Origin of the sequence: Flavobacterium sp. TR2 (assembly GCF_025252405.1) — a bacterium.
Taxonomy (GTDB): Bacteria; Bacteroidota; Bacteroidia; order Flavobacteriales; family Flavobacteriaceae; genus Flavobacterium.
The window spans coordinates 2,766,121-2,792,928 of record NZ_CP104307.1 but is presented as its reverse complement, the minus strand read 5'-3'; the positions used below and the strand labels follow the sequence as shown (position 1 = coordinate 2,792,928).

Annotated in this window: 26 protein-coding genes and 2 pseudogenes; 19 read left to right on the top strand and 9 right to left on the bottom strand. The window is 34.9% G+C overall.

The features are described from left to right. Nucleotides 1-234: 234 nt before the first annotated feature. Together N4T20_RS12280 and ychF are read right to left on the bottom strand one after the other, a co-directional pair. The gene (locus N4T20_RS12280; protein ID WP_260669442.1) at nucleotides 235-912 is read right to left on the bottom strand and encodes a TIGR02117 family protein; all 678 of its coding nucleotides are present in this window, start codon (nucleotides 910-912) and stop codon (nucleotides 235-237) included. Nucleotides 913-1,311: 399 nt separating this feature from the next. Then, complete coding sequence (gene ychF, locus N4T20_RS12275) at nucleotides 1,312-2,406, bottom strand: redox-regulated ATPase YchF (RefSeq protein WP_260669441.1); 1,095 nt, start codon at nucleotides 2,404-2,406, stop codon at nucleotides 1,312-1,314. Nucleotides 2,407-2,703: 297 nt separating this feature from the next. Between ychF and N4T20_RS12270 the strand changes: the two genes are divergently transcribed. Beyond that, nucleotides 2,704-5,370, top strand: a complete 2,667-nt coding sequence (locus tag N4T20_RS12270; protein WP_260669440.1) for a TonB-dependent receptor — start codon at nucleotides 2,704-2,706, stop codon at nucleotides 5,368-5,370. Nucleotides 5,371-5,575: 205 nt separating this feature from the next. On the opposite strand, the gene N4T20_RS12265 is transcribed toward N4T20_RS12270, so the two are convergent. Beyond that, nucleotides 5,576-6,739, bottom strand: a complete 1,164-nt coding sequence (locus N4T20_RS12265; RefSeq protein ID WP_260669439.1) for a hypothetical protein — start codon at nucleotides 6,737-6,739, stop codon at nucleotides 5,576-5,578. A 171-nt stretch (nucleotides 6,740-6,910) separates the two neighbouring features. Next, nucleotides 6,911-7,261 (bottom strand): 4Fe-4S dicluster domain-containing protein, encoded by a 351-nt coding sequence (locus N4T20_RS12260; protein ID WP_260669438.1) that lies wholly within the window; start codon nucleotides 7,259-7,261, stop codon nucleotides 6,911-6,913. Between the two features lie 148 nt (nucleotides 7,262-7,409). Here N4T20_RS12260 and N4T20_RS12255 point away from each other — a divergent pair, with 148 nt between their 5' ends. From N4T20_RS12255 to N4T20_RS12230, 6 genes are all read left to right on the top strand, one after another. Beyond that, nucleotides 7,410-8,477, top strand: a complete 1,068-nt coding sequence (locus tag N4T20_RS12255; RefSeq protein ID WP_260669437.1) for an acyl-CoA reductase — start codon at nucleotides 7,410-7,412, stop codon at nucleotides 8,475-8,477. A 93-nt stretch (nucleotides 8,478-8,570) separates the two neighbouring features. Continuing rightward, the gene (gene serC, locus N4T20_RS12250) at nucleotides 8,571-9,641 is read left to right on the top strand and encodes a 3-phosphoserine/phosphohydroxythreonine transaminase (RefSeq protein WP_260669436.1); all 1,071 of its coding nucleotides are present in this window, start codon (nucleotides 8,571-8,573) and stop codon (nucleotides 9,639-9,641) included. A 106-nt stretch (nucleotides 9,642-9,747) separates the two neighbouring features. Further along, nucleotides 9,748-10,698 (top strand): D-2-hydroxyacid dehydrogenase, encoded by a 951-nt coding sequence (locus tag N4T20_RS12245; RefSeq protein ID WP_260669435.1) that lies wholly within the window; start codon nucleotides 9,748-9,750, stop codon nucleotides 10,696-10,698. Nucleotides 10,699-10,801: 103 nt separating this feature from the next. Continuing rightward, complete coding sequence (locus N4T20_RS12240) at nucleotides 10,802-11,365, top strand: DUF937 domain-containing protein (protein WP_260669434.1); 564 nt, start codon at nucleotides 10,802-10,804, stop codon at nucleotides 11,363-11,365. 197 nt (nucleotides 11,366-11,562) lie between these two features. Beyond that, nucleotides 11,563-11,997, top strand: coding sequence for a DUF6146 family protein (locus tag N4T20_RS12235; protein WP_260669433.1), 435 nt, complete (start codon nucleotides 11,563-11,565; stop codon nucleotides 11,995-11,997). Between the two features lie 31 nt (nucleotides 11,998-12,028). Continuing rightward, nucleotides 12,029-12,331 carry a DUF6787 family protein gene (locus N4T20_RS12230; RefSeq protein WP_111424094.1) on the top strand — a complete coding sequence of 101 codons (303 nt, stop codon included), beginning with the start codon at nucleotides 12,029-12,031 and terminating at the stop codon, nucleotides 12,329-12,331. Here N4T20_RS12230 and N4T20_RS12225 read toward each other — a convergent pair. Then, nucleotides 12,328-12,627 (bottom strand): hypothetical protein, encoded by a 300-nt coding sequence (locus N4T20_RS12225; RefSeq protein WP_260669432.1) that lies wholly within the window; start codon nucleotides 12,625-12,627, stop codon nucleotides 12,328-12,330. The two genes, N4T20_RS12230 and N4T20_RS12225, sit on opposite strands and share 4 nt — an antisense overlap. Before the next feature lie 210 nt (nucleotides 12,628-12,837). Between N4T20_RS12225 and N4T20_RS21795 the strand changes: the two are divergent. The 4 genes and pseudogenes from N4T20_RS21795 to N4T20_RS12210 all read left to right on the top strand — a co-directional run. Continuing rightward, a pseudogene (locus N4T20_RS21795) lies at nucleotides 12,838-13,050 on the top strand (ATP-binding cassette domain-containing protein); the annotation flags it as partial. Between the two features lie 216 nt (nucleotides 13,051-13,266). Next, nucleotides 13,267-13,716: pseudogene (locus N4T20_RS21790) on the top strand (ABC transporter ATP-binding protein); the annotation flags it as partial. Nucleotides 13,717-13,846: 130 nt separating this feature from the next. After that, nucleotides 13,847-14,611 (top strand): TIGR02757 family protein, encoded by a 765-nt coding sequence (locus tag N4T20_RS12215; RefSeq protein WP_260669430.1) that lies wholly within the window; start codon nucleotides 13,847-13,849, stop codon nucleotides 14,609-14,611. 156 nt (nucleotides 14,612-14,767) lie between these two features. Continuing rightward, on the top strand, nucleotides 14,768-16,114 hold the full coding sequence (locus N4T20_RS12210; protein WP_260669429.1) for a DEAD/DEAH box helicase: 1,347 nt from the start codon (nucleotides 14,768-14,770) through the stop codon (nucleotides 16,112-16,114). 109 nt (nucleotides 16,115-16,223) lie between these two features. Here N4T20_RS12210 and N4T20_RS12205 read toward each other — a convergent pair whose 3' ends face one another. Further along, nucleotides 16,224-17,336: a lactonase family protein gene (locus N4T20_RS12205; RefSeq protein WP_260669428.1), complete on the bottom strand. Its 1,113-nt coding sequence runs from the start codon at nucleotides 17,334-17,336 to the stop codon at nucleotides 16,224-16,226. Nucleotides 17,337-17,592: 256 nt separating this feature from the next. On the opposite strand from N4T20_RS12205, the gene N4T20_RS12200 reads away from it, so the two are divergent. From N4T20_RS12200 to N4T20_RS12170, 7 genes are all read left to right on the top strand, one after another. Next, nucleotides 17,593-19,521 carry a BatA and WFA domain-containing protein gene (locus N4T20_RS12200; protein WP_260669427.1) on the top strand — a complete coding sequence of 643 codons (1,929 nt, stop codon included), beginning with the start codon at nucleotides 17,593-17,595 and terminating at the stop codon, nucleotides 19,519-19,521. 66 nt (nucleotides 19,522-19,587) lie between these two features. After that, entirely contained in the window at nucleotides 19,588-20,838 is a 1,251-nt protein-coding gene (locus N4T20_RS12195) for a dihydroorotase family protein (protein ID WP_260669426.1), read from the top strand. Nucleotides 20,839-20,842: 4 nt separating this feature from the next. Continuing rightward, nucleotides 20,843-21,169 (top strand): hypothetical protein, encoded by a 327-nt coding sequence (locus N4T20_RS12190; protein ID WP_260669425.1) that lies wholly within the window; start codon nucleotides 20,843-20,845, stop codon nucleotides 21,167-21,169. Between the two features lie 38 nt (nucleotides 21,170-21,207). Next, nucleotides 21,208-21,852: an alpha/beta hydrolase gene (locus N4T20_RS12185; protein ID WP_260669424.1), complete on the top strand. Its 645-nt coding sequence runs from the start codon at nucleotides 21,208-21,210 to the stop codon at nucleotides 21,850-21,852. A gap of 171 nt (nucleotides 21,853-22,023) precedes the next feature. Beyond that, the gene (locus N4T20_RS12180) at nucleotides 22,024-22,362 is read left to right on the top strand and encodes a type II toxin-antitoxin system RelE/ParE family toxin (RefSeq protein WP_260669423.1); all 339 of its coding nucleotides are present in this window, start codon (nucleotides 22,024-22,026) and stop codon (nucleotides 22,360-22,362) included. 16 nt (nucleotides 22,363-22,378) lie between these two features. Beyond that, nucleotides 22,379-22,693: a helix-turn-helix transcriptional regulator gene (locus N4T20_RS12175; RefSeq protein WP_260669422.1), complete on the top strand. Its 315-nt coding sequence runs from the start codon at nucleotides 22,379-22,381 to the stop codon at nucleotides 22,691-22,693. A 32-nt stretch (nucleotides 22,694-22,725) separates the two neighbouring features. Then, nucleotides 22,726-23,295, top strand: coding sequence for a cysteine hydrolase family protein (locus tag N4T20_RS12170; protein ID WP_260669421.1), 570 nt, complete (start codon nucleotides 22,726-22,728; stop codon nucleotides 23,293-23,295). A gap of 89 nt (nucleotides 23,296-23,384) precedes the next feature. Here N4T20_RS12170 and N4T20_RS12165 read toward each other — a convergent pair whose 3' ends face one another. The 3 genes from N4T20_RS12165 to N4T20_RS12155 are packed head-to-tail and all read right to left on the bottom strand — an operon-like array spanning nucleotide 23,385 to nucleotide 25,143. Further along, nucleotides 23,385-23,813 carry a hypothetical protein gene (locus tag N4T20_RS12165; RefSeq protein WP_260669420.1) on the bottom strand — a complete coding sequence of 143 codons (429 nt, stop codon included), beginning with the start codon at nucleotides 23,811-23,813 and terminating at the stop codon, nucleotides 23,385-23,387. Between the two features lie 49 nt (nucleotides 23,814-23,862). Further along, nucleotides 23,863-24,366 (bottom strand): hypothetical protein, encoded by a 504-nt coding sequence (locus N4T20_RS12160; RefSeq protein WP_260669419.1) that lies wholly within the window; start codon nucleotides 24,364-24,366, stop codon nucleotides 23,863-23,865. Nucleotides 24,367-24,378: 12 nt separating this feature from the next. Further along, nucleotides 24,379-25,143 (bottom strand): MBL fold metallo-hydrolase, encoded by a 765-nt coding sequence (locus N4T20_RS12155; RefSeq protein WP_260669418.1) that lies wholly within the window; start codon nucleotides 25,141-25,143, stop codon nucleotides 24,379-24,381. 89 nt (nucleotides 25,144-25,232) lie between these two features. Here N4T20_RS12155 and N4T20_RS12150 point away from each other — a divergent pair, with 89 nt between their 5' ends. Then, nucleotides 25,233-26,693 carry a TonB-dependent receptor gene (locus N4T20_RS12150; RefSeq protein WP_260669417.1) on the top strand — a complete coding sequence of 487 codons (1,461 nt, stop codon included), beginning with the start codon at nucleotides 25,233-25,235 and terminating at the stop codon, nucleotides 26,691-26,693. Nucleotides 26,694-26,808: the final 115 nt, after the last annotated feature.

Below are 26,808 nucleotides of genomic sequence, written 5' to 3'. Positions count from 1 at the left end.
GATACTTACTCAAATTTAATCAATAATGAAATGCTGGCTCTTCTCTGATTTTACTGGAATTTTATATTTTTTCCATCTACTGATATTGCATTCCTAATGAAATGCCATTTCTCAAATTCAACGCATTAACTGATTAAATTAACCCTTTAAAAAAATAATCTATTAGAGATTTAATATTAGGTAACTCAAAAAAATAGCCCTACAATTGTCCCATAGGAACTTTAATCTAAAACTTTATTTATAATGGCAGAAGATACCTTTATCATAAACCGTCCACAAACTTGCTTTTTGATTGGCTGCTTTTAAGGCGTTATTTGCCCAAGTATTGCAAGTATAAAAAAGGCTATAACTCCCTTTTGCCTCATAAAAAGCATCTTTTTTTCCGTAGCTGTGGCCTTCAATCCATTGCGGATGAAGCGGATTGCTGAAACTATTAGAAATATAATTCACCAGACTTTGGTAGTTTTCTTTAGAAACTAAAATGCGTTTGCAATCCTCTCCTTCTCTTAACTGCTTAAAAAATGTTGCGTGCACAGCAGACGAGCTAATTCCGAATGCGGCTTTGAAAGCTGTACTCGCCTTTAAATCTGACCACTCAGGCGTTTCTAGATAAAAGCCTTTATCGCCCCAGCCAAAAGCGATATAATTCATTAGCGAATCTTTTGATTGTGTCTGACTGAATTGAATTTCATTGCGCCAATCTTTAATTTCATTTTTAACAGGAACCACGATATCCGTATGGATTCCGTTTGAAAGAATGTAAATTGGAATTGCGTCTTGTTCTTCGACTTTTGCAATATCTGAATTGACTGTAATTTTAGAAATAATCAGAACAGAAGAAATGTACAGCGCTAGAAAACTAAAGATTCCGAAAAGTGTCCAGCCTAGAATTTTGAATGACTTTTTTAGCATTGTGATTGGTTGATTTTAGATTAGTAATTGGTTGATTTTTCTGTAACCAATTTTTAAGCCAAAAATTTTACTTGCTGAAAATAGCCCGCAGATTTTACGGATTCGCTTTCGCGAAGATGCAGATTTGAACGGATTTTTTATTAAGGATTGTCATCCTGAGCGGAGTCGAAGGACAGGCACGGAACTCGTCAAAGATTGGCGATTCTCTTTACGGGGGCTTCGACTCCGCTCAGCCTGACAAAACGAGGCTTTATCTAATTACCTGATTCAGAAACAAAAGGCTTCGTCTCCGCTCGGCCTAACAAACTTTGCGATTATTCATTTTTAGGCATAAAAAAACTGCTGAATCTCTCCAGCAGTTTAGTCTATCATCTTTCTTCTAGTATCTTTCGAAAAAGACTAAACGTTAAAACGGAAATGCATTACATCACCATCTTTTACCACGTATTCTTTTCCTTCAACTCTGAATTTTCCAGCTTCTTTTGCTTTTGCCTCAGAACCGTAGTGAACGTAATCTTCATATGAAATTACCTCAGCACGAATGAATCCTTTTTCGAAGTCAGTGTGGATAACTCCAGCAGCTTGTGGTGCAGTTGCTCCAATATTGATTGTCCAAGCGCGAACTTCTTTTACACCAGCTGTAAAATAAGTCTGCTGTTTTAATAATTTGTAAGCTGCACGAATTAAAACTGAAGCTCCTGGCTCTTCTAATCCCATATCTTCAAGGAAAACCTGACGCTCTTCGTAACTCTCCAATTCTGTAATATCAGCCTCTGCTCCTACTGAAAGCACAATCACTTCAGCATCTTCATCTTTTACCAATTCGCGAACTTGGTCAACATATTTGTTTCCGCTTACTGCAGAACTTTCATCAACGTTGCAAACATATAAAACTGGTTTTGCAGTAATTAATTGAAAACTTTCTAATAAAACCTCTTCGTCATTATTTTGAGGAACAATTGTTCTTGCAGATTTTGCCTGTAAAAGAGCTTCTCTAATTCTATTTAATAAAGCTTCTTCTGCCTGAGCTTCTTTATTTCCAGTTTTTGCAGCACGTTTTACTTTTTCTAAACGTTTTTCGATTGTTTCCAAATCTTTTAACTGCAATTCGATATCAATTGTTTCTTTGTCACGAATTGGGTTTACGTTTCCGTCAACGTGTACAATATTATCATTGTCAAAACAACGCAAAACGTGAATAATAGCATTACACTCTCTAATGTTTCCTAAAAACTGATTTCCAAGACCTTCACCTTTGCTCGCTCCTTTTACCAAACCTGCAATATCTACGATATCTACAGTTGCCATTTGAACACGCTCTGGCTTTACCAATTCTTCTAATTTGTTGATTCTTGGATCTGGAACGTTTACAACACCAATATTTGGTTCGATTGTACAAAACGGAAAGTTTGCACTCTGCGCTTTTGCATTAGATAAACAATTAAATAATGTTGATTTTCCAACATTTGGCAATCCTACAATTCCTGCTTTCATCTGTTTGTTTCTATTTATTTGTTGGGTCTTTTTTTTCAGACCTCAAACACTAAAGATTGTTTTTTAGTGCTTTATGATTTATCTGTATTTCCGATTTTATGCCAAAATAATATTTTTTAGCATTAAAATTTTGCAAATATAAGATTTAATAGCTCTTGCACGAAGTAAAAATGTCTAATAATATAATTTTTGACATACACAATGATTTTTTTAAACATCCTACTAATATTTTGTTAAAAAAGACTACTTTTATAAAACCGATAAACAAAAAAACAAAACCAAAAAAACCATTTTAACATGAAAAAGATTGCATTATTATTATTTCTGCTGAATTCAGCATTTATCTTTGCACAAAAGGAGGTCTCGGGTATTGTAAAAGACAAGACTGGCGCACCGCTCCCGGGTGTAAATATTGTCGAAAAAGGGACATCAAATGGTGTTTCTACCGATTTTGAAGGCAACTTTAGAATAAAAGTAAAAGAAGGAGCAACTTTAGTTTTTAGCTATGTAGGATTTACAACAGTCGAAAAAGCAGCTTCTGGAGATAAAATGGCCATTGTTTTAAGCGAAAATGATGGCCAGATTTTAAATGATGTCGTTGTCGTAGGTTCCAGAAATGCGAAACGAACGGTTGTAAATTCGGCAGTTCCTATTGATGTAATTAACGTAAAAGACGTTACTACACAAAGTGGAAAAATCGAAATTAATCAGCTGCTGCAATATGTAGCTCCTTCATTTAACGCAAATAAACAATCAGGATCTGATGGTGCCGACCACGTCGATCCAGCTTCTTTGAGAGGTATGGGGCCAGATCAGACTTTAGTTTTGATTAATGGAAAAAGAAGACATCAATCTTCTCTAATCAATTTATTTGGGACTCGCGGGCGTGGGAACACAGGAACAGATTTGAATGCGATTCCAGCAGCATCTATTAAAAGAATTGAAATTCTGCGTGATGGCGCTTCTGCTCAATATGGGTCTGATGCGATTGCAGGAGTTATTAATATTGTAACAAATGACGTTGTTGACGAACTAACGGGGTCTATTACTTATGGTGTTTTCAATACGCATGCAAAGGGCGATTTCTTGCCTGGAACTCCTAACACAAAAGGCTTTAGACTTGATCAAAACGGAAATGGAAATTCGTACGGAAAAGATCAGGATTTTGATGGAGGCTCTGTACGAGTTGCTGCAAACTACGGAACCGGAATTGGTTCTAAAGGTGGCTACGTAAACGTTACGGGAGAATTTTTAAACAAAAATAAAACACTAAGACCTGCTTACGATTTCAGAAAAGGTTTTGGTGATGCTGAAATGACAGGTGTTAACTTATTCGCCAATTTAGCAATTCCTCTTGCCGATAAAACAGAATTTTATGCTTTTGGCGGAAGTAATTTCAGAGACACAGATGCCTACGCTTTTACCAGAAATGACGGAGAAAGAGTTGTAGAATCAGTTTATCCAGGCGGTTATACTCCGAGAATTACTTCTAAAATCAATGACAATTCGATTGCTGCCGGAATTAGAACAGAATCTTCTGGAGGCTGGAAATGGGATTTTAGCAATACTTTCGGTAAGAATAAATTTCAATACGATATTAAAGGAACCATAAACGCCTCTCTTGAAGAAAAATCTCCACACGAATTTGATGCAGGAGGCCACAGTTTACTTCAAAACACTACAAATTTAGACATTTCAAAAAACTACGACAGTGTTCTTAAAGGCTTCAATATAGCCTTTGGAACAGAATTCAGAGTAGAAAAATTTGAAATTTTTGCTGGCGAGGAAGGTTCATACGCAACTTACGACACTAACGGAAAACCTATTACAGACCCAACAACACAAAGTCCGCCGACAGTTCCTAACCCTGATTATGATCCTACAGATCCAAATTCTTCACCAACAATTCCAAGACCTGGAGGCTCGCAAGGTTTTCCTGGATACAGTCCTGCCAACGAAGTAAATAAAAGCCGTACGAACTTTTCTCTTTATGCTGATGGAGAATTGGATATTACAGAAGCTTTAATGGTAAGCGGTGCAGTTCGTTTTGAAAATTACAGTGATTTTGGAAGCACTATTAACGGAAAATTAGCTTCAAGACTTAAAATTACAGATCATATTAATGCAAGAGGATCAATCAGTACGGGTTTTCGTGCACCATCTTTAGCTCAGATTTATTATAATTTGCGTTTTACCAACTTTAATGCAAGCGGTGCAACAGAAGTTTTACTGGCTCCAAATGATAGCGAGGTTACAAGAGCTTTTGGAATTAATAAATTAAATGAAGAAAAAGCGGTAAATGCTTCTCTTGGCTTGACAGCTTCATTTGGAAATTTTACAGCTACAATTGATGGCTATTACATTAAAGTGAAAGATCGTATCGTTTTGACAGGATATTTTGACGCAAGTTCTTTAAATCTAGGAGTTTCTGAAGCTCAATTTTTTGTGAATGGAGTTGACACAAGCACACACGGTTTGGATTTAGTTTTTTCTTGGAAGAAAAATTTTGATTTTGGACAGTTTGGAGCAACTTTAGTCGGTAATATTAATGATATGAAAATCGACAAAGTGAAAAATGGCACTCTTGATGAAGCTACTTTCTTTGGAAAACGCGAAAAAGCATTCTTATTGGCTTCTGCTCCGGACAATAAATTTGGCTTAAACCTAACATATGCTAAAAACAAATTTGATGCTGGACTAGCTTTTACTCGTTTCAGCAAAGTAGTTTTGGTTGATTATGCTGACGAGGACGATGTTTACAATCCAAGATTAATTACTGATTTAACTTTTGGATATCAGTTTACAAAAAGCTTAAAATTAACTCTAGGAAGCAACAACTTATTTAATGTATACCCAACCAAACAAGACGAACAAGGAAACACAGAAGCTGGAGGTTATTGGGATGCCGTTCAAATGGGTTTCAGCGGAGCTTACTACTATGCAAGACTTGGATTTAATTTTTAATGATAATTAACGAGGAGCTTCTACTCAGCTTAGCCTGACAATTGAATGAGTTGTTTTTTTTTGTCTGCCTGAGCGAAGTCGAAGGACACGCGAGAAGCTCTACAAAGTACGTCACAAATCATAAAAGGCTTCGACATTGCTTAGTCCGACATAAAACAAAAAAATCCTGAACGCCATGTTCAGGATTTTTCATTTCTATTTATAATTACAATTTAAACTCTAAAGATGCGATGATTGCTTTTTCTTCATCAGTTGCTGTAAATCCTGAAATATCCCAGTAATTGGTCAAGATTTTGTTTTTCTTATTGAAAAGCGATTTTTCCTTAAAAACATCACCTTCGTCATAAGTAAAGTTTTGTTTATTGAAGCCTGTCGTTACAAAACAATTTCTTACTTGAATATTTTTTGATTTTTCTTTTTGGACAAGCGTATAGCCAATTTCCTCATTAGAATTTAACAGATAATAATCATCTCCATTTAAACGATAGGCAACATTTACGAAAGATTTGGTCATGTTTTTTTCACCTTCTTTTGTTTTTTCTTCAATTTTATCGAGACTTGCCGGTGTAACAGAAATGGTAAACTCTACAATCAGTTTCTTTAACGGATCGTAAATGATTTCAAAATTATCAATAGCTTCTTTGGCTTTATCCAGCGGAATAACTGACATCACATAGTAATCCTTATTGGTCGAATGTCCTTTTATCGTAAAATCGTATGCTTTTTTTGACTTCGAATCTAACAACGGATCAAGATATTTAAAATTTAAATAATTCTCCATTATATTATTCAAATTATACCCTTTTAGATCAGAACTTACATCTGCTTCTAGCAAACCATAAGACCTATTTTGCTCAACCAATAAAGTCGTTGCATTATTATTTTTATCAAACTGAAAATTTACCAATCCATCATTATAATAAGTATACTGATTGTCCAGCATGAAAAACTCTCTTACATATACTTTCTGTCTATGCGAGGTACTGATTTTCTTTATAGAATTGTTGACTAATTTCTGCAGTATTTTTTCTGGAGATTCCTTAGACAAAACTACTTCGTCCAATTTATTGTTTTTACTTTTTAAATAAATAACAAACTTTTGCGCTCCATTTAAAGAAGTCCAGCGTACGGTCAAATTTTCATAATTAGTTTCAGAAACCTGAATATTAGATCCGCCAGTCAGCATAAAAGTTACTTTTCCCTCTTCATTGCTCAATAAAATCTGTTGGGTTTTCATTATTATAACCGTAGCATTTTGTATTGGCTCCAGTGTTTCTATATCCTTAACAATAATAGAATATTCTTCCTTTTGCGCAAAAACGCTTACACAGCTCAGTAAAAAGACAAATAAAAGTAGTAATCTCTTCATAGGCATTGTTATTTTTTTAACTAAAGTATTATTTTTCTAACAATAAAGCAATAGTTAAAGAAACAAAACACTAACTATCAGCAAACTAACTTTTGCAAATACCTGAAATCAGGGCAAAAAAAATCCCGAGCAATAAGGCTCGGGATCGTATTTTTTTAGCTGACAGAAAAATTACTCAGCATGCAAAAATGCTTGTCTTTGCAATAAAGTTTCTTCATCTTCAACATGATTATCATCAGGTACGCAACAATCAACAGGACAAACGGCAGCACACTGCGGCTCATCATGAAAACCTTTACATTCTGTACATTTTCCTGGTACTATATAGTAAATTTCGTCAGAAATTGGAGTTTGCGCATCCTCAGCGTCAACTTCAGTTCCGTCAGGTAATACAATTTTTCCAGAAAGACTTGTTCCGTCTTTATATCTCCAATCATCTGCTCCTTCATATATTGCTGTATTTGGGCACTCTGGTTCGCAAGCCCCGCAATTGATGCATTCGTCAGTTATAATTATTGCCATCGTTTATTAGTCTTAGAGTTAAAAGTCTTAAGTTCTAAAGTCAAAATAAAGACAAGCATAGCTTTTGACTTTATGGCTTTTGACTTTCGACTTAATTATGCTTATTTTTGTGCAAAATTACAATCAAAACAATTCATAAGCAAACATTATGACATTAGAAACAAAAAAAAGTGTTTTTGTTGAATTAGGAAAATTTCTAAGTCAGTTTTCTGAAGGCGCTTCTGCGCAAAAATCTGACGTTTTATATAATGACATCTTTTTTGATGATTTCGAAAATCTGATTCAGTTATCGCAATCTCACAACGGATGGTATACCCCTGAGCAGGTTTATTTTTCGATACAATCATGGGCAGAAGCTCTAACAAAAGAAAATATCGACAAATGGCTTTCTGCTTACAAAATTGATCCGAATGGCAATGATCCAAAAACTGTTGCTCTAATTTTAGCTGGAAATATACCTTTGGTAGGTTTTCATGATTTTTTATCGGTTTTAATTACTGGAAACAAAGCTTTAATTAAAACTTCATCAAACGATCAGCATTTATTGCCATTCTTGGCAAAATATTTAATTGCTGTTGATGAAAATTTAAAAGATAAAATCACTTTCGTTGAAGGAAAATTAGAAAATTTCGATGCGGTAATTGCTACTGGAAGCAACAATACTGCGCGTTATTTTGAATATTATTTTAAAGACAAACCGTCAATTATTCGAAAAAACAGAAATTCAGCAGCTATTTTGACTGGAAAAGAAACGAATGAAGAATTGGAAGCTCTTGGCGAAGACATTTTTAGATATTTTGGTTTAGGATGCCGAAATGTTTCCAAACTTTATGTCCCGAAGGATTATTCTTTTGATGCTTTTTTCCAAGCCATGTTCAAATATCAAGATGTTATTCATTACGAAAAATACGCTAATAATTACGATTACAATAAAGCCGTTTTTTTAATGAGCAATTTCAAATTATTAGATAACGGGTTCCTGACTTTAAAGGAAGATTCAAGTTATGCCTCTCCCATTTCGAGTGTTTTTTATGAATACTACGAAAGTCTGGAAGAACTTGAAAAACGCCTTCAAAACGATTCAGAACAAATTCAGTGCATCGTTAGCAGCAATTTAACTGCAAATAGTATTGCATTTGGCGAAACGCAAAAACCTCAATTGTGGGATTACGCAGACAATGTCGATACTATAACGTTTTTGTTAACAACAAAGTGATAAAATGTTTAATTATTTCGAATATTTTAACGCTTTTTCGGCTCTTATTACCGAAATTTGCGTCTTTAAAATTTTCGACTATTAACAACAACCATGAAAAAACACAACTACAGCGCAGGACCAAGTATTTTACCTCAGGAAGTTTTTGAGAAGGCATCAAAAGCAATTTTAAATTTTAATGATTCAGGGTTATCTATCCTTGAAATCTCGCACCGAAGTAAAGATTTCGTTGCAGTTATGGAGGAAGCTCGTTCCCTTGCTTTAGAATTATTAGGTCTTCAAGGAAAAGGTTATCAGGCTTTATTTTTACAAGGTGGTGCCAGCACTGCATTCTTAATGGCTCCATATAACTTAATGAAAGAAAACGGAAAAGCAGCTTATTTAGATTCAGGAACGTGGGCAACTGCGGCAATCAAAGAAGCAAAACTTTTCGGTGAAACTGTTGTCGTAGCTTCATCAAAAGATGACAATTATACGTATGTTCCAAAAGGTTACGAAATTCCGGCTGATGCTGATTATTTCCACTGCACAAGTAACAATACCATCTTTGGAACTCAAATGAAAGAATTCCCATCAACAAATGTCCCTGTTGTTTGCGATATGAGTTCTGATATTTTCTCACGCGAGTTAGATTTTTCTAAATTTGACATCATCTACGCTGGAGCTCAAAAAAATATGGGACCTGCCGGAACTACATTAGTAGTGATCAAAGAAGAAATTCTAGGCAAAAACGGAAGAACTATTCCAAGTATGCTAGATTACGCTAAACACATCAAAGGAGAAAGTATGTATAACACTCCTCCTGTATTTGCTGTTTACGTTTCTCTTTTAACATTGCAATGGATTAAAGAAAAAGGCGGAATAGCTGCTGTTGAAAAATTAAACAACGCTAAAGCTGCATTACTTTATGCTGAAATTGACAGAAACCCATTATTTAAAGGTGCCGCAAACGTAGAAGACCGTTCTAACATGAACGTAACTTTCTTATTGACAAATCCTGACCACACAGCAACTTTTGATGCTTTATGGAAAGAAGCTAACATCTCTGGTTTGCCAGGACACCGCTCAGTTGGCGGATACAGAGCTTCTATCTATAACGCTATGCCAATTGAAAGCGTTCAGGTTTTAGTTGACGTAATGAAAGCGTTAGAGTCTAAAGTTTAATTTTCGGTCACAGTTTACAAACAAAAAAGAAAAATCAAATAGTTGGTTGACCGATTAAACAATTAAACGTATAATACGATTAACCAAATAAACAATAAACCCTGCAATGAAAGTATTAGCAAATGATGGAATTTCTAAAAGCGGAATTCTAGCCTTAGAAAAAGGCGGTTTTGAAGTTATCACTACAAAAGTAGCTCAAGAACAAGTGGCTAACTATATTAATGATAACAATATTGACGTAATTTTAGTTCGTAGCGCGACTAAAGTTCGTAAAGATATTATCGATGCTTGTCCAGGCATCAAAATCATCGGACGTGGTGGTGTTGGTATGGATAACATCGATGTGGATTATGCAAAAAGCAAAGGAATCCATGTAATAAACACTCCTGCGTCATCTTCTGAGTCTGTTGCAGAATTAGTATTCGGACACTTATTTTCTGGCGTGCGTTTTTTACATGATTCTAACAGAAATATGCCTCTTGAAGGAGATTCAAACTTTGACGGTTTGAAAAAAGCTTATGCTAACGGAACTGAATTAAGAGGAAAAACTTTAGGTATTGTTGGTATTGGCCGTATCGGACAAGCTACTGCAAAAATGGCTCTTGGTTTAGGAATGAAAGTTATCGCTGCTGACAGCTTTATCCCTCAAGTTGATGTAAAAGTTGAATTTTTCGACGGACAATCAATCACAACTACAATCGTTTCTCAATCTTTAGAATCGTTATTTAAAGAAGCAGATTTCATTACATTGCACGTTCCTGCCCAAGATGGCTACATCATTGGCGAGAAAGAACTTGAAATCATGAAAGACGGCGTTGGAATCGTAAACTGCGCTCGTGGCGGTGTTATTGATGAAGTGGCTTTAGTAAAAGCTTTAGATTCAGGAAAAGTTGCCTTTGCAGGTTTAGACGTTTTCGAAAGCGAGCCAAAACCAGAAATGGCAATCTTAATGCATTCTAAAATCTCTTTAACTCCTCATATTGGGGCTGCAACAGGAGAAGCACAAGATAGAATTGGTACAGAATTAGCATCACAAATTATCACCTTGTTGAGCTAACCAATCAAAAAATAGATTATCTTTAAAGGGATTTACTGCTGTTTTGTAGTAAATCCCTTTCTTTTTATTTAATTTTGGTGTATAATCTAAAACTCTTAAAATCATGTTTGAACAATTAACACAATTAGTGCAGCAATACGGTGGCGATGCAGTTGTAAACAATTCTGCTGTTCCAAATGAGCACAATGAAGCGGTAATAAGCGAAACAAGCAGTTCTATCTTTGAAGGATTAAAAAAGATTGTTTCTGAAGGCGGAACCGATCAGATTGCTGGTTTATTTAATGGCAGTACAGCTATTGATAGTTCGAATCCTGTTGTTCAGCAAATTCAACAGCAATTAAGCGGAAATCTTGGAGAAAAATTTGGTTTAAGCAGTGCCGATTCAAATGGAGTTGCGTCCAACTTGATTCCGCAGATTTTAGGTTCTTTAGTCAATAAGGCAAAAGATCCTAATGACAGCAGTTTTCAAATTTCAGACATTATAAACTCCATTTCTGGAAACAGCGGACAAGCTTCTGGAATAATGGACACCATTTCTAAATACGGAATGCAGTTTGGCCTTGACCAAAACAATGACGGAAAAGTCGATGTTGCAGATGTTCTGGTTGTTACCAAAAGTAAAGGAGGAATAGCAGGTTTCATTGGAAAATTGTTTGGAAGTAAGTAAGGTGCTAAGCTTCTACGATATTAAATTTTTAAGGCTGTTTGCAAAGCAAACAGCTTTTTTTATTTGCTACATTCAACACCTCATAAGAAAGCTTAGAAGCTTAGCGCCTTAGCACCTCAGAAGCTCAGAAGTTCATAAAATCTTAGCGCCTTGTTAAAACCCTTCTCCTTTTGGCGATTAATTTGTAATTTTAAATTATGAAAAAATGCATTTCCATATTAATTGTTTTACTTACCATTATAGCTTGTTCTACAGCTTCGCAGCCTATTGCCAATGCTGATACAGCATCAATTAAAAAAGGAGGTGACACTGTTAGAATTGCAAACGACTCGTTAGAATACGAAGTAATTATAATAGACAACGGATTCACAAACTGGCTTACTACTAGAGCCTATCCTAGAAATTACCATTCATTGCAATATCTTGAAAACAAGAACTATTTGTACGTGACAGAGTGGAATAATCGTGTTTTGCAGCCGCAGCGTTATAACCCAAATTTATATGAAATGTCAATTGACTACCGTCCTGACATTCATTATGGCTACGAAGTAAATTACTTAATTTACAATTACATGATTTATTTTCAAAATACTTACAAACAAAAGCTTTGGGGTTATGTTCCCTCAAGATAATATACTATATTTGTAATCATTACAAATAGCAATGAACAGATTAAAAAAACGCTGGGGCATTACCTCCAATTTACAAGCCATCATTATACTTATTGTTTTTGCCATCACAGGATCGGCATCTGCTTGGCTGTCTAAACCTTTCTGCGTTTGGCTGGGAATTACTAAAGAAGATTTTGGCGGATGGTTTACGCTTATCCGGCTTATTATCATCTTCCCAATTTATCAGGTTTTATTAGTCGCGATCGGAACTATTTTTGGGCAGTTTAAATTCTTTTGGAACTTCGAAAAGAAAATGCTAAAAAATATGGGCCTTGGATTTCTGTTTAAAGATTAAGCATCATCATTGTTCTTCCTTGAGAAAAAGTAAGTATAAATCCAAGTCAAGGTAAAAGACGGAATCACATCTGTAAAAGGAATAATCTCTTCCAGAAAAGTCAAAACCCCTGCAACCTTCCCTACTCTTCCTTTGTACATTCTCGCCATAATTATACCCGCAATAGGCGCCCAAATTACATCTGAGAATTCACCCAAAAACGGAATCGAGAAAGAAATCATACCAATGCCATCCAAAACTAATCCGATAATTAATTTTGACATCCTGTTATCTTCTGCAACTTCTAAATCCTGCATAAATCATTCATTTTTAAGTTAAATCGAAATTAAAAAGAATTCGCGAAATTATATTATTTCTTTCCTAAATTTAATTTCCAAGATTCCCATATCAATTTGTGTACCGATTTTAGATTTCCAAAAAACGCTTCGCTCCTTTTGGAATTTAAAATTTTAGAAATTGGAATTTGACCATAATCTTCGTTTCTTTGTAAAAAACAGTTTCTGTACATGATACACGCAAAAAACATACATAAATTCTACGACAAACTTGAAGTTCTCAAAGGGGTCGATCTACATATAAAAAAAGGTGAAATTGTTTCTATAGTTGGCGCTTCAGGCGCTGGAAAAACAACACTATTGCAGATTCTAGGAACTCTTGACAAGCCTGATCATAATCCAGATTCATCGCTAACGATTAACGGTAAAAATGTTTTAGAACTGCAAAACATCAAAAACGAAAGCTCCAATCAAGAAAAGGCTTTCAAAATTATTACTTGGCTTGGAGTTCTTTATTTCATTCTATTGGCAGTGTTTGTATTGTTTTTTAGAAGTAAAATAGAAAACGACATTTTCGGTTACGGCACTTGGGCAGTAATCCTTACGCCAACCCTGCTCTTGCTGTTTTACTACAATCGTTATTTCAAAAAGAAAAGCAGACAAGACAAAGTATTATCCGATTTTAGAAATTTAAATTTAGGTTTCATTTTTCAGTTTCATCAGCTTTTGCCTGAGTTTACAGCCTTAGAAAACGTTTGTATTCCGGCTCACATTGCTGGCAAAAAAACAGCTGAGACCGAAGAAGAAGCCAAAAAACTGCTAAGATATTTAGGACTTTCACACCGAATAAACCATAAACCAAGCGAACTATCGGGTGGAGAACAGCAGCGTGTAGCAGTTGCAAGAGCTTTGATCAATAAACCTGATGTAATTTTTGCCGATGAGCCTTCAGGAAATCTGGACACGCATTCTGCCGAAAACCTGCATCAATTGTTTTTCCAGCTTCGAGACGAGTTTGGACAGACTTTTGTTATTGTAACCCACAACGAAGAATTGGCCAATATGGCTGATCGAAAATTAGTTATGGTCGACGGACAGATTAGCAATTAAAATAATCAGGAGCTATTCCCTGCTGTCCTTCCAATCTTTTGCCTCCCGATAGCGGTCGGAACCGGCATAAAAAGATTTTCTCTCCCATCAGGGCTAGGGCACTCATATACATAAGAAGATTTCATTCAAAATGAACCAAACAGAACTCAAAGAATTTCTAGACGAAAAAGTCATTCAATATAACAATCAGGATTTTATAGAAAGTGATCCCGTTCAAATTCCGCATCTCTTTTCTCAAAAAGAAGATATCGAAATCGCAGGTTTTCTAAGCGCTTCGATTGCTTGGGGAAACCGCAAAATGATCATTAAAAATTCGCACAAAATGATGGAATTAATGGGCAATACACCCTACGATTTCGTCATGTCTCATTCTGATGAAGACTTGGCAAGACTAGAAACTTTTGTCCACAGAACTTTCAATGGACATGATTTTGCAGGTTTCATAAAAGGCTTAAAACATATCTACAAAAACCACAACGGATTAGAAACTGTTTTTGCTAAAAATCAGGAAAAAGACAGTCTGCAGAAAAGCATCAGCGAATTTAAAAAGATATTTTTCGAAACAGATCATTTAGCGCGAACTCAAAAACACATTTCAGATCCGTTAAACAATTCGGCAGCCAAGAGAATCAATATGTACCTGAGATGGATGGTGCGCCAAGACGTAAAAGGAGTCGATTTGGGAATTTGGAAAAGCATTTCGCCATCCGTCTTATCTTGTCCGCTTGATGTACATTCTGGAAATGTTGCACGCAAACTCGGCATCCTTTCGCGAAAGCAAAACGACGCTAAAGCTTTATTGAAATTGGACACTAAATTAAGAGAAATGGATGCTCAAGATCCTGTAAAATACGATTTTGCTTTGTTTGGATTGGGCGTTTTTGAAGGGTTTTAATTTTTTTTGAGATTTAAAAATAAGCATTGTCAGGCTGAGCGAGGTTTCAATTGGCACGTCCCTTCGACTTCGCTCAGGGTGACAAAAGACATCAAAAATTACAAATTCAACAAAAAACCATGAATTTAACGTACATTTGCACAAAATTTAAAGCAAATGAGCACTTTCGAAAAATTTAATCTTCCAAAATCATTACAAAAAGCAGTTGACGAATTAGGATTTGTTACGCCTACTCCTATTCAGGAAAAATCTTTTTCTGTAATCATGTCTGGACGTGATATGATGGGGATTGCACAAACTGGAACTGGTAAAACATTTGCTTATTTACTGCCTCTTTTAAAGCTTTATAAGTTTACTCATACCAATACGCCAAAAATCGTTATCCTAGTTCCAACACGCGAACTAGTGGTTCAGGTGGTTGAAGAAGTAGAAAAACTGACTAAATATATGTCGGTTAAAACTTTAGGCATTTATGGTGGTGTAAACATCAATACACAGAAAAAAGCCGTTTACGAAGGTGTCGATATTTTAGTGGGAACACCTGGACGTACAATGGATTTAGCGCTTGACGCAGTTGTTCGTTTTGACGAAACTCAAAAACTGGTTATCGACGAGTTTGACGAAATGCTGAATTTAGGTTTCAGACCACAGCTTACTTCACTTTTTGCAATGATGAAAACAAAGCGTCAAAACATTCTGTTCTCGGCAACGATGACCGATGAAGTTGATGACCTCTTAAACGATTATTTTGATTTCCCTGAAGAAGTGACATTAGCTCCGTCAGGAACTCCTCTTGAAAAAATTACTCAGATTACCTATAATGTTTCAAACTTTAACACCAAAGTAAATCTGCTGAAGCATTTGCTTGAAACTGACGAAAGCATGAGCCGTATTTTGGTTTTCGTAAACAACAAAAAGATTTCAGATATGCTTTTCAATCGCATTGATGAGCTTTTTGACGGACAATTTGGTGTTATTCACTCCAACAAATCTCAAAATTACCGTTTGAGTACAATGGCTGAGTTTCAAGAAGGAAATCTTCGCGGTTTAATCACAACCGATGTTATGGCGAGAGGTTTGGATATTTCTAACATTACTCACGTAATAAACTTTGAACTTCCAGAAGAACCTGAACTGTATATGCACAGAATTGGCCGTACGGGTCGTGCAGATGCAACAGGAACAGCAATCAGCTTTGTTACTCCAAGAGAAGAAGAATTCAAAATTGCAACAGAACTTTTAATGGATCAGGAACTTGAAATTGCTGATTTCCCAGAAGATGTTGAAATTTCAGAGAAGCTTATCGAAGCTGAAAAAGATAAACTTCCAAGAAAATTTTTATTGAAAAAACCGAAACTGGAAGGTGAAGGGGCTTTTCATGAAAAATCTAAAAAGAATCAAAAAGTCAATCTTGGAGGCCCTTCAAAAACCAAAAAGAAAACACATGGCTCGGTTAACCGAAATATGCTGAAGACGAGAAATGAGAAGAAGAAGAAAAAGTAGCAAGTTTTTTTAAGCTACAAAGGCTCAAAGTTGCAAAGGTTCAAAGTTTTTACAAACTTACCTTCTCATCTTTGAGCCTTTGTAGCTTTGAACCTTTGTCCCTTAAAAATTAAATTTTCGTAAAAACCAACCCTACTGGAGAACACAATTGTATCCTTCTTCCGGTATCTGTTAATTTTCCTGTTGCAATATCTCTTTTAAAAATAACTATATCATTAGTATATTGATGGCCTACTAAAAGGTAATTTCCTGTTGGGTCAATTGCAAAATCACGCGGACCTTTTCCTAATGTGCTTTGCTGCTCTACCAGCTCCAAACTTCCTGTTTTAGAGATTTTGTAGACAGAAATAGCATTAGCATCAACACGGTCTGAAACATACAAAAAGTTTCCGTCAGGCGAAAGTTTGATTGCCGCTGCCCCTGTTCCTCCTTTAAAGTCTTTTGGCAGAATACTTGTTTCTGCAACTATTTTTAAGCTTCCCGCTTTATCCCAGCTTAATGTTGTTAAAGTTCCGTCTAGTTCCTGAACTAAATATACAAATTTGCCGTCTTTGCTAAATGTCAAATGTCTTGGCCCGCTTCCAGGTTTTACATCAACACTTCCTTTTAAGGTCAATATTTCGTTTTTTGAAGCTGGATTATATTTATAAATAAACACTTTATCCAAACCTAAATCGTTTGACAATACAAACTTTTTGTCTGGAGAAAACATAACCATATGTACGTGCGCTTTTTCCTGACGTGCGGCATTTGGTCCTTTTCCTTCATGCTGAATCAGCTGTTGCACTTCTGTAATGCTTCCGTCTGGATTCTTTTTAAATACCGCAATATTTCCCCCCGAATAATTGGCCGCAATTATATTTTTATCATCATTTATTAAGTGGCAAGGATCTGCTCCTTGAGCATCATTTTTATTCAAGAGACTGATCTTACCCGTTTGCGAATCATATGAAAAAGAACTTACCGTACTTTGCGTCCCGTTTTCGTTAACCGCATAAATAAATTTATTATCTGCTGAAACCGATAAATAGCTTGGACTAACAACATTTTCTGAGGAACTCTTTAATTTATAATCGCCTGTAGAAGCGTCAAAATCATAGACATAGATGCCGTTACTTTGACAGGTATTTGTATAAGTTCCAACCAGTAAATTGAATTTGTTTTGAGCTTTAACTGCGGTTAAGGATAAAGCTGAAAATAATACTAGATATATTTTTTTCATAATTTGTTTTTTTTTGAATTAGCTAAAATAAGCAATAATATCTGTTTGAGAGCGCTTCTTTGTTACAAAGAAATTACAAAAGTTACATTTTTTGATATTTTTTAAAACTCTACAAGTTCATGTAAGTCATACAAACTATTTTTATTTTTTACTGATAATCTCTTACATGAACTTATATGGTTAATAATTTTTAATTCGTATTTTTGACCAGCATCTTCGCGAAAAACAAAACGTACCGAAGTAAATCGAAGCCAGAATGCATTTTAAACATCCCGAAATTCTATACTTTCTGTTTTTATTGATCGTTCCAATTTTGGTTCACTTATTTCAATTAAGACGATTTAAAACTTCGTATTTTACCAATGTCCGATTCTTAAAAGAGCTTGCTATTCAGACTCGTAAAAGCTCTAAAATCAAAAAACGTCTTTTACTAGCTACTCGTTTACTATTGTTAACTTGTGCCATTATTGCTTTTGCGCAGCCTTTTTTTGAAGCTGCCGACAGTAAGAACGCTTCAAATGAGATGTATATTGTTCTGGACAATTCTTTCAGTATGCAGGCAAAAGGCAAAAAGGGCGAATTATTAAAAAGAGCCGTTCAAGAACTACTTGAAAATACACCTGAAAACACACAGTTTTCACTTTTAACGAATACCGAAAACTTCTGGAATACCGATATAAAATCATCTAAAAGCGCTTTACAGAACTTAAAATACAGCGCAACTTCATTTGATCTTACAGCAATCGCAGCCAAAATAAAAGCTCATAAATCGGCTCATAAAAAAGATATTATCATTATTACAGATGCTGTCGGTTTAAAAGAAACAGCTATTGCAGCGATAGATTTTGAAGAAAAACCATACTTTATCGTTCCAGAAGCCGAACAGAAAAACAACATCTCGATAGACAGTGTTTACATTAATCAAACGCTAGAAAATTTTTACGAAATTGGCATTAATTTATCGGCCTATGGCGAAGATTTCAAACCTGTTTCGACAGCGCTTTACAATCAAAACAAACTGGTCGCCAAAACAATCGTCAATTTTGATGCAAAGAAAAAGAAAATCAATTTTACCATTCCGAAAGAAGCTTTTCATGGATATGTGGCAATTGAAGATAATGGGTTGACTTACGATAACAAATTGTTTTTTAGCATTTCAAAAAATAAAAAGACAAATGTCATCAGCATTGGCGAACCTGAAAAAAGCAATTTCTTATCCAGAATTTACACTTCGGGCGAATTCAACTATAACAATTATTCTATCAGCGCTTTAGACTATAATAGCATAGAAAAGCAAAACACTATTATTTTAAATGAATTAATTGATATTCCGCAGGCATTGCAAACGACTTTAAAAGCTTTTGTTTCTAAAGGAGGAAATCTAGTTGTGATTCCGTCTGAGAAAACATCACTTTCCAGCCTAAATTCGTTGTTGGGCAATTTTGGAAAAATTCAGTTCGGAAATTTAGAAACCAACAGCAAATTAATCACGAAAATTAATTTTGACCATCCTTTATTTTCGGGCGTTTTCGAAAACAAGATAACCAATTTCCAATATCCAAAAGTAAACAGTTCGTTTGCCGTTTCGAGTCCATATCCCGCTGTTCTTTCGTTTGAAGATCAGACTGCATTTGTAACCGCTGTTCAAAATCAGGTTTCTGGAATAACTGTTTTTACAGCGCCAATCAATAGCTCAAATTCCAATTTTCAGCAATCGCCTTTAATTGTTCCTTTGTTTTATAAAATTGCTCAAAACAATCAGAAAACTGGCGTAAATGCTTTGACGATAGGAAACAATCAGCCTTATTTTGTTGATGTCCTTTTGACTAAAGATGCCATTTTAGAAGTAAAAGGAACAGAAGATTCCTTTATACCAGTTCAGCAGATTTTAAACAATAAAGTCAAACTAACCTTTAATGATTTCCCTGAAACCGCTGGAAACTATAGCGTTTTTGACAAAAAAGAATGGGTTGAAAATATCAGTTTTAATTATAAAAGAGCCGAAAGCGATTTGAGTCAGGTAAACACCAATGTTGTTTCTGATTTCAAAACCGCCGACACCATTTCGACCATTTTTAACACCTTACAAACTGAGCGAACTGACAGCCAAATTTGGAAATGGTTTGTTATCTTTGCACTGTTATTTTTAGCATTAGAAATGGCAATCATAAAATTTGTAAAATAGAATTCGCGTTTGTTTTAAAAGCATTTTACTTTGCAAAAATCATTTACGACAAAAAAATATCTACATATGAAACTAATCATCAAAAGCGCCAAAATTATCGACTCAAAAAGTCCGTTTCACAATCAGACCGTTGATCTTTTAATTGCAGATGGTTTAATAGAAAAAATAGGCGTTTCGCTTCCAAACGATGATGCCGAAGTAGTACGATTTGACAATCTTCATGTTTCCCAAGGCTGGTTTGACAGCAGTGTCTCACTGGGCGAACCTGGCTACGAAGACAGAGAAACTATCGCAAACGGATTGAATGTTGCTGCCAAAAGCGGTTTTACGGCAATCGCATTACAGCCAAATTCACTTCCAATAATTGACAATCAGTCTCAAGTTACTTTTGTAAAAAATAAAGCGAACGGTTTTGCTACAGAAATTTTCCCAATCGGGGCTTTAACCAAGGCAAGTGAAGGAAAAGATATGGCAGAGCTTTTTGATATGAAAAATGCCGGAGCCATTGCTTTTGGAGATTACAACAAAAGTATAGACAACGCGAATATCCTGAAAATCGCTCTACAATATGTACAGGATTTTGATGGTTTGGTAATTGCTTATTCGCAAGATCCAAACATTAAAGGAAATGGTGTTGTAAATGAAGGTGTTGTTTCTACCAGATTAGGTTTGAAAGGAATTCCGAACCTAGCAGAAGAACTTCAAATTTCAAGAAACTTATTTTTACTAGAATATACAGGCGGAAAACTTCATGTTCCGACAATTTCTACTGCAAAATCGGTTGAATTGATCAGAGAAGCAAAAGCAAAAGGACTAAACGTAACGGCTAGCGCGTCTGTACACCATTTGGTTTTAACTGATGAAAAATTAGATGGTTTTGACACTCGCTTTAAAGTAACTCCGCCATTAAGAACAGAAGTTGACAGACAGGCGCTGCTTAACGGAATCGCTGATGGAACAATCGATATGATTACTTCAGACCATAATCCGATTGATATTGAATTCAAAAAAATGGAATTTGATACTGCTAAAAATGGAACTATCGGTTTAGAAAGTGCTTTTGGCGCATTGCTAACGGTTTTACCTGTTGAAACGATCGTGACAAAATTAACTTCAGCAAGAACTATTTTCGGTTTGGAAAACAACACAATTCAAGAAGGCGCAAAAGCTAATTTTACTCTGTTTACCACCGACGGAAAATCAACTTTTACGAAAGAAAACATTCTTTCTAAATCTAAAAATTCTGCTTTCTTAGGGACTGAAATCAAAGGTTCTGTTTATGGAATTTTAAATCAAAATCAATTAGTTACAAAATAATAAAATGAATAATTCAGTCGAAGAAGGAAAACCAATTGCCATTACCAGCTATATTCTAATTATTGGCGTTTTAATCGCCATGAGCATGAACTCTGAGAACAAAAACAGTTTTGCTTCTTTTCATATCCGCCAATCTTTAGGACTATCCTTAACCTTCATTTCTTTAGGCGCAATCATCAGTAATTTTGACAGCTTTTATATCACTTTTCCAATGTGGATCTGCATTTCAATTCTATGGACTTTTGGAATTTTCAATGCCATCCAAGGACAAATGAGACCTATTCCTTTGGTTGGAGAATTGTTTCAGAAATGGTTTAAAAAAATCGGATAAAAAATCTACAATTCACAACTCACAATTCAAAATTAAAAATGAATCTATCTTTAGAATATAAAATAAGAGAACCAAAAGTAATTTTAGACAAAAATCCGTTATTGCTTTTATTGCACGGATATGGCAGCAACGAAGCAGATCTATTTTCTTTTGCTTCTGAACTTCCAGATAACTATTACATCATTTCTGCACGAGCTCCCTACGATTTGCAATACGGGGCTTACGCTTGGTATGCCATCAATTTTGATGCAGATCAAAATAAATTTTCAGATAATGAACAAGCTAAAACTTCTAGAGATGTAATTGCAACTTTCATTGATGAATTAGTAGCCAATTATCCGATTGATGCTAATGCTGTAACATTAATTGGATTCAGTCAAGGATCTATTTTAAGTTATGCGACAGCGCTTTCTTATCCAGAAAAAATTCAGAGAGTGGTTGCCATGAGCGGATATTTCAACGAAGAAATCATCAAAGAAGGTTTTGAAAACAATGATTTCAAAAACTTAAAATTCTTCGCTTCACACGGAACTGTTGACCAAGTTATTCCGATTGAATGGGCAAGAAAAACACCAGCCGCTCTAGAAAAACTAAACATTCCGCTTACTTACAAAGAATATCCTGTTGGGCATGGAGTTGCTCCGCAAAATTTCTTTGATTTTAAGAATTGGCTGGCTTTGTAAATCATTAAAAAAAAGAAAGAAAAAACTTATTTTTATTTACCTCTTTTAAATTTTATATCATATTTTAGCCTTAATAAAGCAAACTTAGTTTACTAAAAAGGATTAAAATAATTAAATACCCAAAAGTTTCTTCAAAAGGAAACTTTTGGGTATTTTTGTAATAGCAAGAGAATGGAAAAAAAATTTGATGTAATCTTTCTTGAAGAGGTTTTTGATTTTCTAAAAAATTTAGAACCGAAACATTCAGAGAAAATACTTTATAACATTCGAAAATCACAAACCAAAAATGACCCCGAGCTTTTTAAAAAGCTGAATAATGACATTTGGGAATTTCGAACTTTATATCAAGGAAATCACTATCGCTTATTAGCGTTTTGGGACAGAACCAATAAACAAAATACTCTAGTAATTTCTACGCATGGCTTTATAAAAAAGCAAGGAAAAGTATCTGAGAAAGAAATATCAAAAGCACAAAAACTGAGATTAGAATATTTTAAAGATAAAGATTAAATTCAATTTTAAAAATATGAAAACATATACTTTAAATCAAGTTACTGATGAGATTGTTGGCAAAATTGGAACTCCTTCAAGAGATCAATTTGAGTATGATTTACAAATGGATTTAATTGGAAACGCCATTAAACAGACCCGCAAAGAACGTAATTTAACTCAAGAAGAATTAGGAAAGCTAATTGGCGTACAAAAGGCACAGATATCCAAACTTGAAAAAAATGCTGGAAATGTGACACTAGAAACGGTAATCAAAGTTTTTACAGCGCTAAAAGCTACAGTCAAATTTCAAATAGAGCTAAAAGACTTGACTATTAGTTTAGATAAATAAATTTCACTCTCTTATCACTAAATACTTTATAAATGAACATTTCAAAACTTATTAATCCGGCATTAATTTTAATTGATATCCAAAAAGGTTTTCATGATGTTGGCTATTGGGGCGGAGATCGCAATAATGTCACTGCAGAAGAAAAAGCGGGCGAGCTTTTGGAAATTTGGCGAGATAAAAAACTGCCTATTTTTCACATACAGCATTGTTCTTCAAATCCTAATTCAATTTTAAATGAAACAAGTGCTGGAAATGAATTTCAAGATGTGGTAAAACCTCTTGAAGGAGAAATCATTATTAAAAAGAATGTAAATAGCGCTTTTATTGGAACGAATTTAAAAGAGCTTCTTGATACTGCTGAAATTACCAATCTTGTAATTGTAGGCTTAACTACAGACCATTGCGTTTCTACCACAACAAGAATGGCTGGGAATTTTGGCTACAACGTTTATTTAGTATCTGATGCTACCGCTACTTTCAACAAAAAAGGCATAAACGGAGAAGAATTCTCTGCCGAAGTAATACATCAGACTGCTTTGGCAAGTTTAAATGAAGAATTTGCTCAGGTTGTAAACTCTGAGTTTATTAAAGAGATTATTTAGTCTAGAACTTTGTCAAAGTTCGAAACTTTGACAAAGTTTTTTCAGATTTCTACTTTGGAATTCGAAATTTGAGAAATTAAATTTAGATTTTATTCTCCAGTGTAAAGAATCTCTCCTCCTTTTTTCAAAACATATCCTTTCCAAGGAATTAATTCCCAATCGCCATTTTTCCAAGAATCTCCTTCAGATTTTCTTTCTAAAACAACAGATTCTTTTTGAGTATCTAAGAAGAGCTCTGCCTTATTTCCGTCAAAAATCACATAAGAAACCGTAGAATACGTTTTTCCATCTTCAGCATGATTTAGTCTAGTGCTGTTTTCAAAAACTCGAATACATTCTTTTTTCAAAACCGACCAAGTGTAACCTGCCGAAGCTTTACAGCCATGTGAATCTGAATCTGCTCCTACAATAGTTTCTTTTTTAGCTTCTGTCGGAGTTGCGCCTGCATTGTCCTGAGAAACTTTTTTAGCACAAGAAAATGTGCTTGCAACAATCAAAAACAAAAATATCTTTTTCATAATCCTATATATTTATTTAAAGGTCAAAAAAAAATAGGATTATGAAATCCTATTTTTGATATAACCAAGTTTGATTTACTTCAAAGGTAATATTATCGTCGTTATCAACAAAGTATTTTAACAAGACTTCTCCCCATAGTTCTCCGTTGCTGTAATCTGCAATGATCCATCTGTGGTTTAAAATTTTTACTTTATTGATGATAAATTTGTTTGGTCCAATCTGATCTTGACCTGTATACGGATTCCCCTTTGGATTTGCATTGAAATCTAATAACTTTTCAGTTACAACTGGAATCAATTTTTCGTATAAAATCACTTTTCCGCCAGAAGCACTGTTATCAAAATAATTTTGTGCATTTTCGTTATGTTCTAAAGAAAAATAATCAGCCTCTGCCAATTTGTTTTTCATTAAACTAATGCTATCTCTTAATTTCTTAGTTGTTTTATCATATCTCGCCTGACCAAATTTTACTTCTCCACTGTAAAATGCGTAGGTAAACACATTCATTAAAATGGCAAGAATAAAAAGATAAAGCATTAAGGATTTTTTCATTGTGTGATATAATTAAATTGTAATTTCTAAATTGTCGTAAGCCAGAAAAACATTTTCAGGAAGCTGCTTCTGCACTTCTTCGTGAAAGCCTAAAACATGGCTGATATGGGTTAAATAAGCCTTCTCAGGTTTAACAAGATTAATAAAATCAAGTGCTTCTTGAAGATTAAAATGGGTTCCGTGAGGTTCAACGCGCAAAGCATTAACAACGAGAACTTTTATACCTTTCAGTTTGTCCACTTCTGATTGTTCAATTGTTTTCACATCTGTCAAGTAAGCAAAATCATCAATCCGATAGCCAAAAACCTGCAGATCGCCATGCATGGCATTTATCGGAATTGCCATTTTGTCTCCAACAGCAAAAGGCGCATTATTTTGCACCTCTATAGTTTTTACGCTTGGAGCTCCCGGGTACTTGTTTACCGTCTCAAAAACATAATCAAAACGGCGTCTCAAATTATCCAGAACCCGCTTATGCCCGTAAATCGGAATTTCTCCCTGACGGAAATTAAACGGACGAATATCATCTAAACCAGCAGTGTGATCTGCGTGCTCGTGAGTAAAAAGAATTGCATCCAGTTTTCGGCATCCGCACGAAAGCATTTGCTGCCTAAAATCGGGCCCGCAGTCTATCACATACGAATGCTCGCCCCATGTTATCCAGATGGACACACGAAGCCTTTTATCCTTAGCATCAGTGCTTTTACAAACTGGATGATCGATTCCGATAATTGGAATGCCTTGAGAAGTACCTGTACCTAAAAAATAAACCTTCAATTGAACTTAATTTTTTTACAAAAATAGATTATTTCTCTTTCATTAGACTCCTAATTTACTAACTTTGTAACAAATCTATTTAAAACAAAATGGGTACAGAAATAAAACTCAAAGGTGACAAGGTCATCGAACAGATTCCTTCTATAAAAGACAAAGCGTTACGCATTAATTTAAACGAAAATATTTACGGAACATTTGCTGAGATTGGCGCTGGACAAGAGACAGTTAGACACTTTTTCAGATCAGGAGGTTCATCTGGAACTATTGCAAAAGCAATGTCTGCCTATGATAAAGATTTTAGTGATGCTGTCTATGGCGCTGAAAACGACGGAAGATATGTTACCGAAGAGCGATTAAAAAAAATGCTTACCCATGAAGGACAAATCATCGAAGAGCGTTTAAGCCGAGAAAAACACCCTACAAAACTTTTTTTCAGTTACGCTAATACCGTTGCCACGATAGATTTTGCCAAACAATTTAAAGGTCACGGATGGGTTGGAATTAGATACCAAATTGAACCAGACGAAGCTTACAACGAAATTATCCTTCATATTCGTTTTAAAGAAACCGACGCAAGGTTACAGCAAGAAACACTTGGTATTTTAGGAGTTAACTTAATTTACGGTGCTTTTTACAAATACAATGATCCAAAACGATTACTTCGTTATTTATATGATCACTTAGACAAAGATCAATTAGAAATCGATACCATTAACTTTTCTGGACCGCGTTTTGCCGATGTAGACAATCGTTTGATGAGTTTGCAATTGGTTAAAAACGGAATGACAGATGCCGTAATGTTTAACCCAGAGGGAAAAAACATTCTGCCGGCTGCTATCTTATACAAAAAGAACCTTTTAGCTTTAAGAGGAAGTTTTCGTCCTGTTACTAAGGTAAATATGGATATGTACGAGAAATCATTAAAAATGTTCCTTGAAGAGAATAAAGTTGAAAAAAACAATACTCTTGTTATTTTTGAAATTACGCTTTCGAATTTGCGCTCTGATGGCGAAATCGATGAACGCGACTTTATGGACAGAGCCGAATTGCTTTGCTCTCTTGGCCAAACCGTAATGATTTCGAATTTCCAAGAATACTATAAAGTTGTTGAATACTTCGCAAATTATACCAAAGCCCGTATGGGATTGGCTATGGGCGTAAACAACCTTGTTGATATTTTTGACGAGAAATACTATCGCCACTTAAGCGGAGGAATCCTAGAGGCTTTCGGAAAATTATTTTACCGCGACATGAAAGTATTCTTATACCCAATGTTAGATGAAGACGGCACATTAATGAATTCTAATAACTTGAAAGTTCATCCTAGAATGAAAGAATTGTATAAATTCTTTAAATTCAACGGAAAAGTGGTTGACATTGAAGATTATGATCCAAATATCCTAAATGTTTTCTCTCGAGAAATTCTAAAAATGATCAATCAAGGCAAAACAGGATGGGAACCAATGCTTCCTCCTGGTATTCCAGAAATCATAAAAGAACATCATCTTTTTGGCTATCATCCGCAGAAAGAATTAGAACAAAATACGTAATAAGAAAAGTCCCAAAAAAAAGGGGCTTTTTTTGTTTCATGTTTTTTTTTGTTTCAAGTTTTCTTTGTTTCAAGTTTCAAGTTATTATCGAAATCTATAAAAATTTTAACGCAAA

Excerpts from the sequence above, each read along its gene's own strand:
- N4T20_RS12235 (WP_260669433.1), top strand. The coding sequence starts at position 11,563 with ATGAAAAAATGCATTTCCATATTAATTGTTTTACTTACCATTATAGCT.
- N4T20_RS12240 (WP_260669434.1), top strand. The coding sequence starts at position 10,802 with ATGTTTGAACAATTAACACAATTAGTGCAGCAATACGGTGGCGATGCA.
- N4T20_RS12215 (WP_260669430.1), top strand. The coding sequence starts at position 13,847 with ATGAACCAAACAGAACTCAAAGAATTTCTAGACGAAAAAGTCATTCAA.
- N4T20_RS12230 (WP_111424094.1), top strand. The coding sequence starts at position 12,029 with ATGAACAGATTAAAAAAACGCTGGGGCATTACCTCCAATTTACAAGCC.
- N4T20_RS12265 (WP_260669439.1), bottom strand. The coding sequence starts at position 6,739 with ATGAAGAGATTACTACTTTTATTTGTCTTTTTACTGAGCTGTGTAAGC.
- N4T20_RS12255 (WP_260669437.1), top strand. The coding sequence starts at position 7,410 with ATGACATTAGAAACAAAAAAAAGTGTTTTTGTTGAATTAGGAAAATTT.
- N4T20_RS12165 (WP_260669420.1), bottom strand. The coding sequence starts at position 23,813 with ATGAAAAAGATATTTTTGTTTTTGATTGTTGCAAGCACATTTTCTTGT.
- N4T20_RS12175 (WP_260669422.1), top strand. The coding sequence starts at position 22,379 with ATGAAAACATATACTTTAAATCAAGTTACTGATGAGATTGTTGGCAAA.
- N4T20_RS12200 (WP_260669427.1), top strand. The coding sequence starts at position 17,593 with ATGCATTTTAAACATCCCGAAATTCTATACTTTCTGTTTTTATTGATC.
- N4T20_RS12225 (WP_260669432.1), bottom strand. The coding sequence starts at position 12,627 with ATGCAGGATTTAGAAGTTGCAGAAGATAACAGGATGTCAAAATTAATT.
- N4T20_RS12210 (WP_260669429.1), top strand. The coding sequence starts at position 14,768 with ATGAGCACTTTCGAAAAATTTAATCTTCCAAAATCATTACAAAAAGCA.
- serC (WP_260669436.1), top strand. The coding sequence starts at position 8,571 with ATGAAAAAACACAACTACAGCGCAGGACCAAGTATTTTACCTCAGGAA.
- N4T20_RS12150 (WP_260669417.1), top strand. The coding sequence starts at position 25,233 with ATGGGTACAGAAATAAAACTCAAAGGTGACAAGGTCATCGAACAGATT.
- N4T20_RS12190 (WP_260669425.1), top strand. The coding sequence starts at position 20,843 with ATGAATAATTCAGTCGAAGAAGGAAAACCAATTGCCATTACCAGCTAT.
- N4T20_RS12270 (WP_260669440.1), top strand. The coding sequence starts at position 2,704 with ATGAAAAAGATTGCATTATTATTATTTCTGCTGAATTCAGCATTTATC.
- N4T20_RS12195 (WP_260669426.1), top strand. The coding sequence starts at position 19,588 with ATGAAACTAATCATCAAAAGCGCCAAAATTATCGACTCAAAAAGTCCG.
- ychF (WP_260669441.1), bottom strand. The coding sequence starts at position 2,406 with ATGAAAGCAGGAATTGTAGGATTGCCAAATGTTGGAAAATCAACATTA.
- N4T20_RS12205 (WP_260669428.1), bottom strand. The coding sequence starts at position 17,336 with ATGAAAAAAATATATCTAGTATTATTTTCAGCTTTATCCTTAACCGCA.
- N4T20_RS12185 (WP_260669424.1), top strand. The coding sequence starts at position 21,208 with ATGAATCTATCTTTAGAATATAAAATAAGAGAACCAAAAGTAATTTTA.
- N4T20_RS12245 (WP_260669435.1), top strand. The coding sequence starts at position 9,748 with ATGAAAGTATTAGCAAATGATGGAATTTCTAAAAGCGGAATTCTAGCC.
- N4T20_RS12160 (WP_260669419.1), bottom strand. The coding sequence starts at position 24,366 with ATGAAAAAATCCTTAATGCTTTATCTTTTTATTCTTGCCATTTTAATG.
- N4T20_RS12180 (WP_260669423.1), top strand. The coding sequence starts at position 22,024 with ATGGAAAAAAAATTTGATGTAATCTTTCTTGAAGAGGTTTTTGATTTT.
- N4T20_RS12280 (WP_260669442.1), bottom strand. The coding sequence starts at position 912 with ATGCTAAAAAAGTCATTCAAAATTCTAGGCTGGACACTTTTCGGAATC.
- N4T20_RS12260 (WP_260669438.1), bottom strand. The coding sequence starts at position 7,261 with ATGGCAATAATTATAACTGACGAATGCATCAATTGCGGGGCTTGCGAA.
- N4T20_RS12170 (WP_260669421.1), top strand. The coding sequence starts at position 22,726 with ATGAACATTTCAAAACTTATTAATCCGGCATTAATTTTAATTGATATC.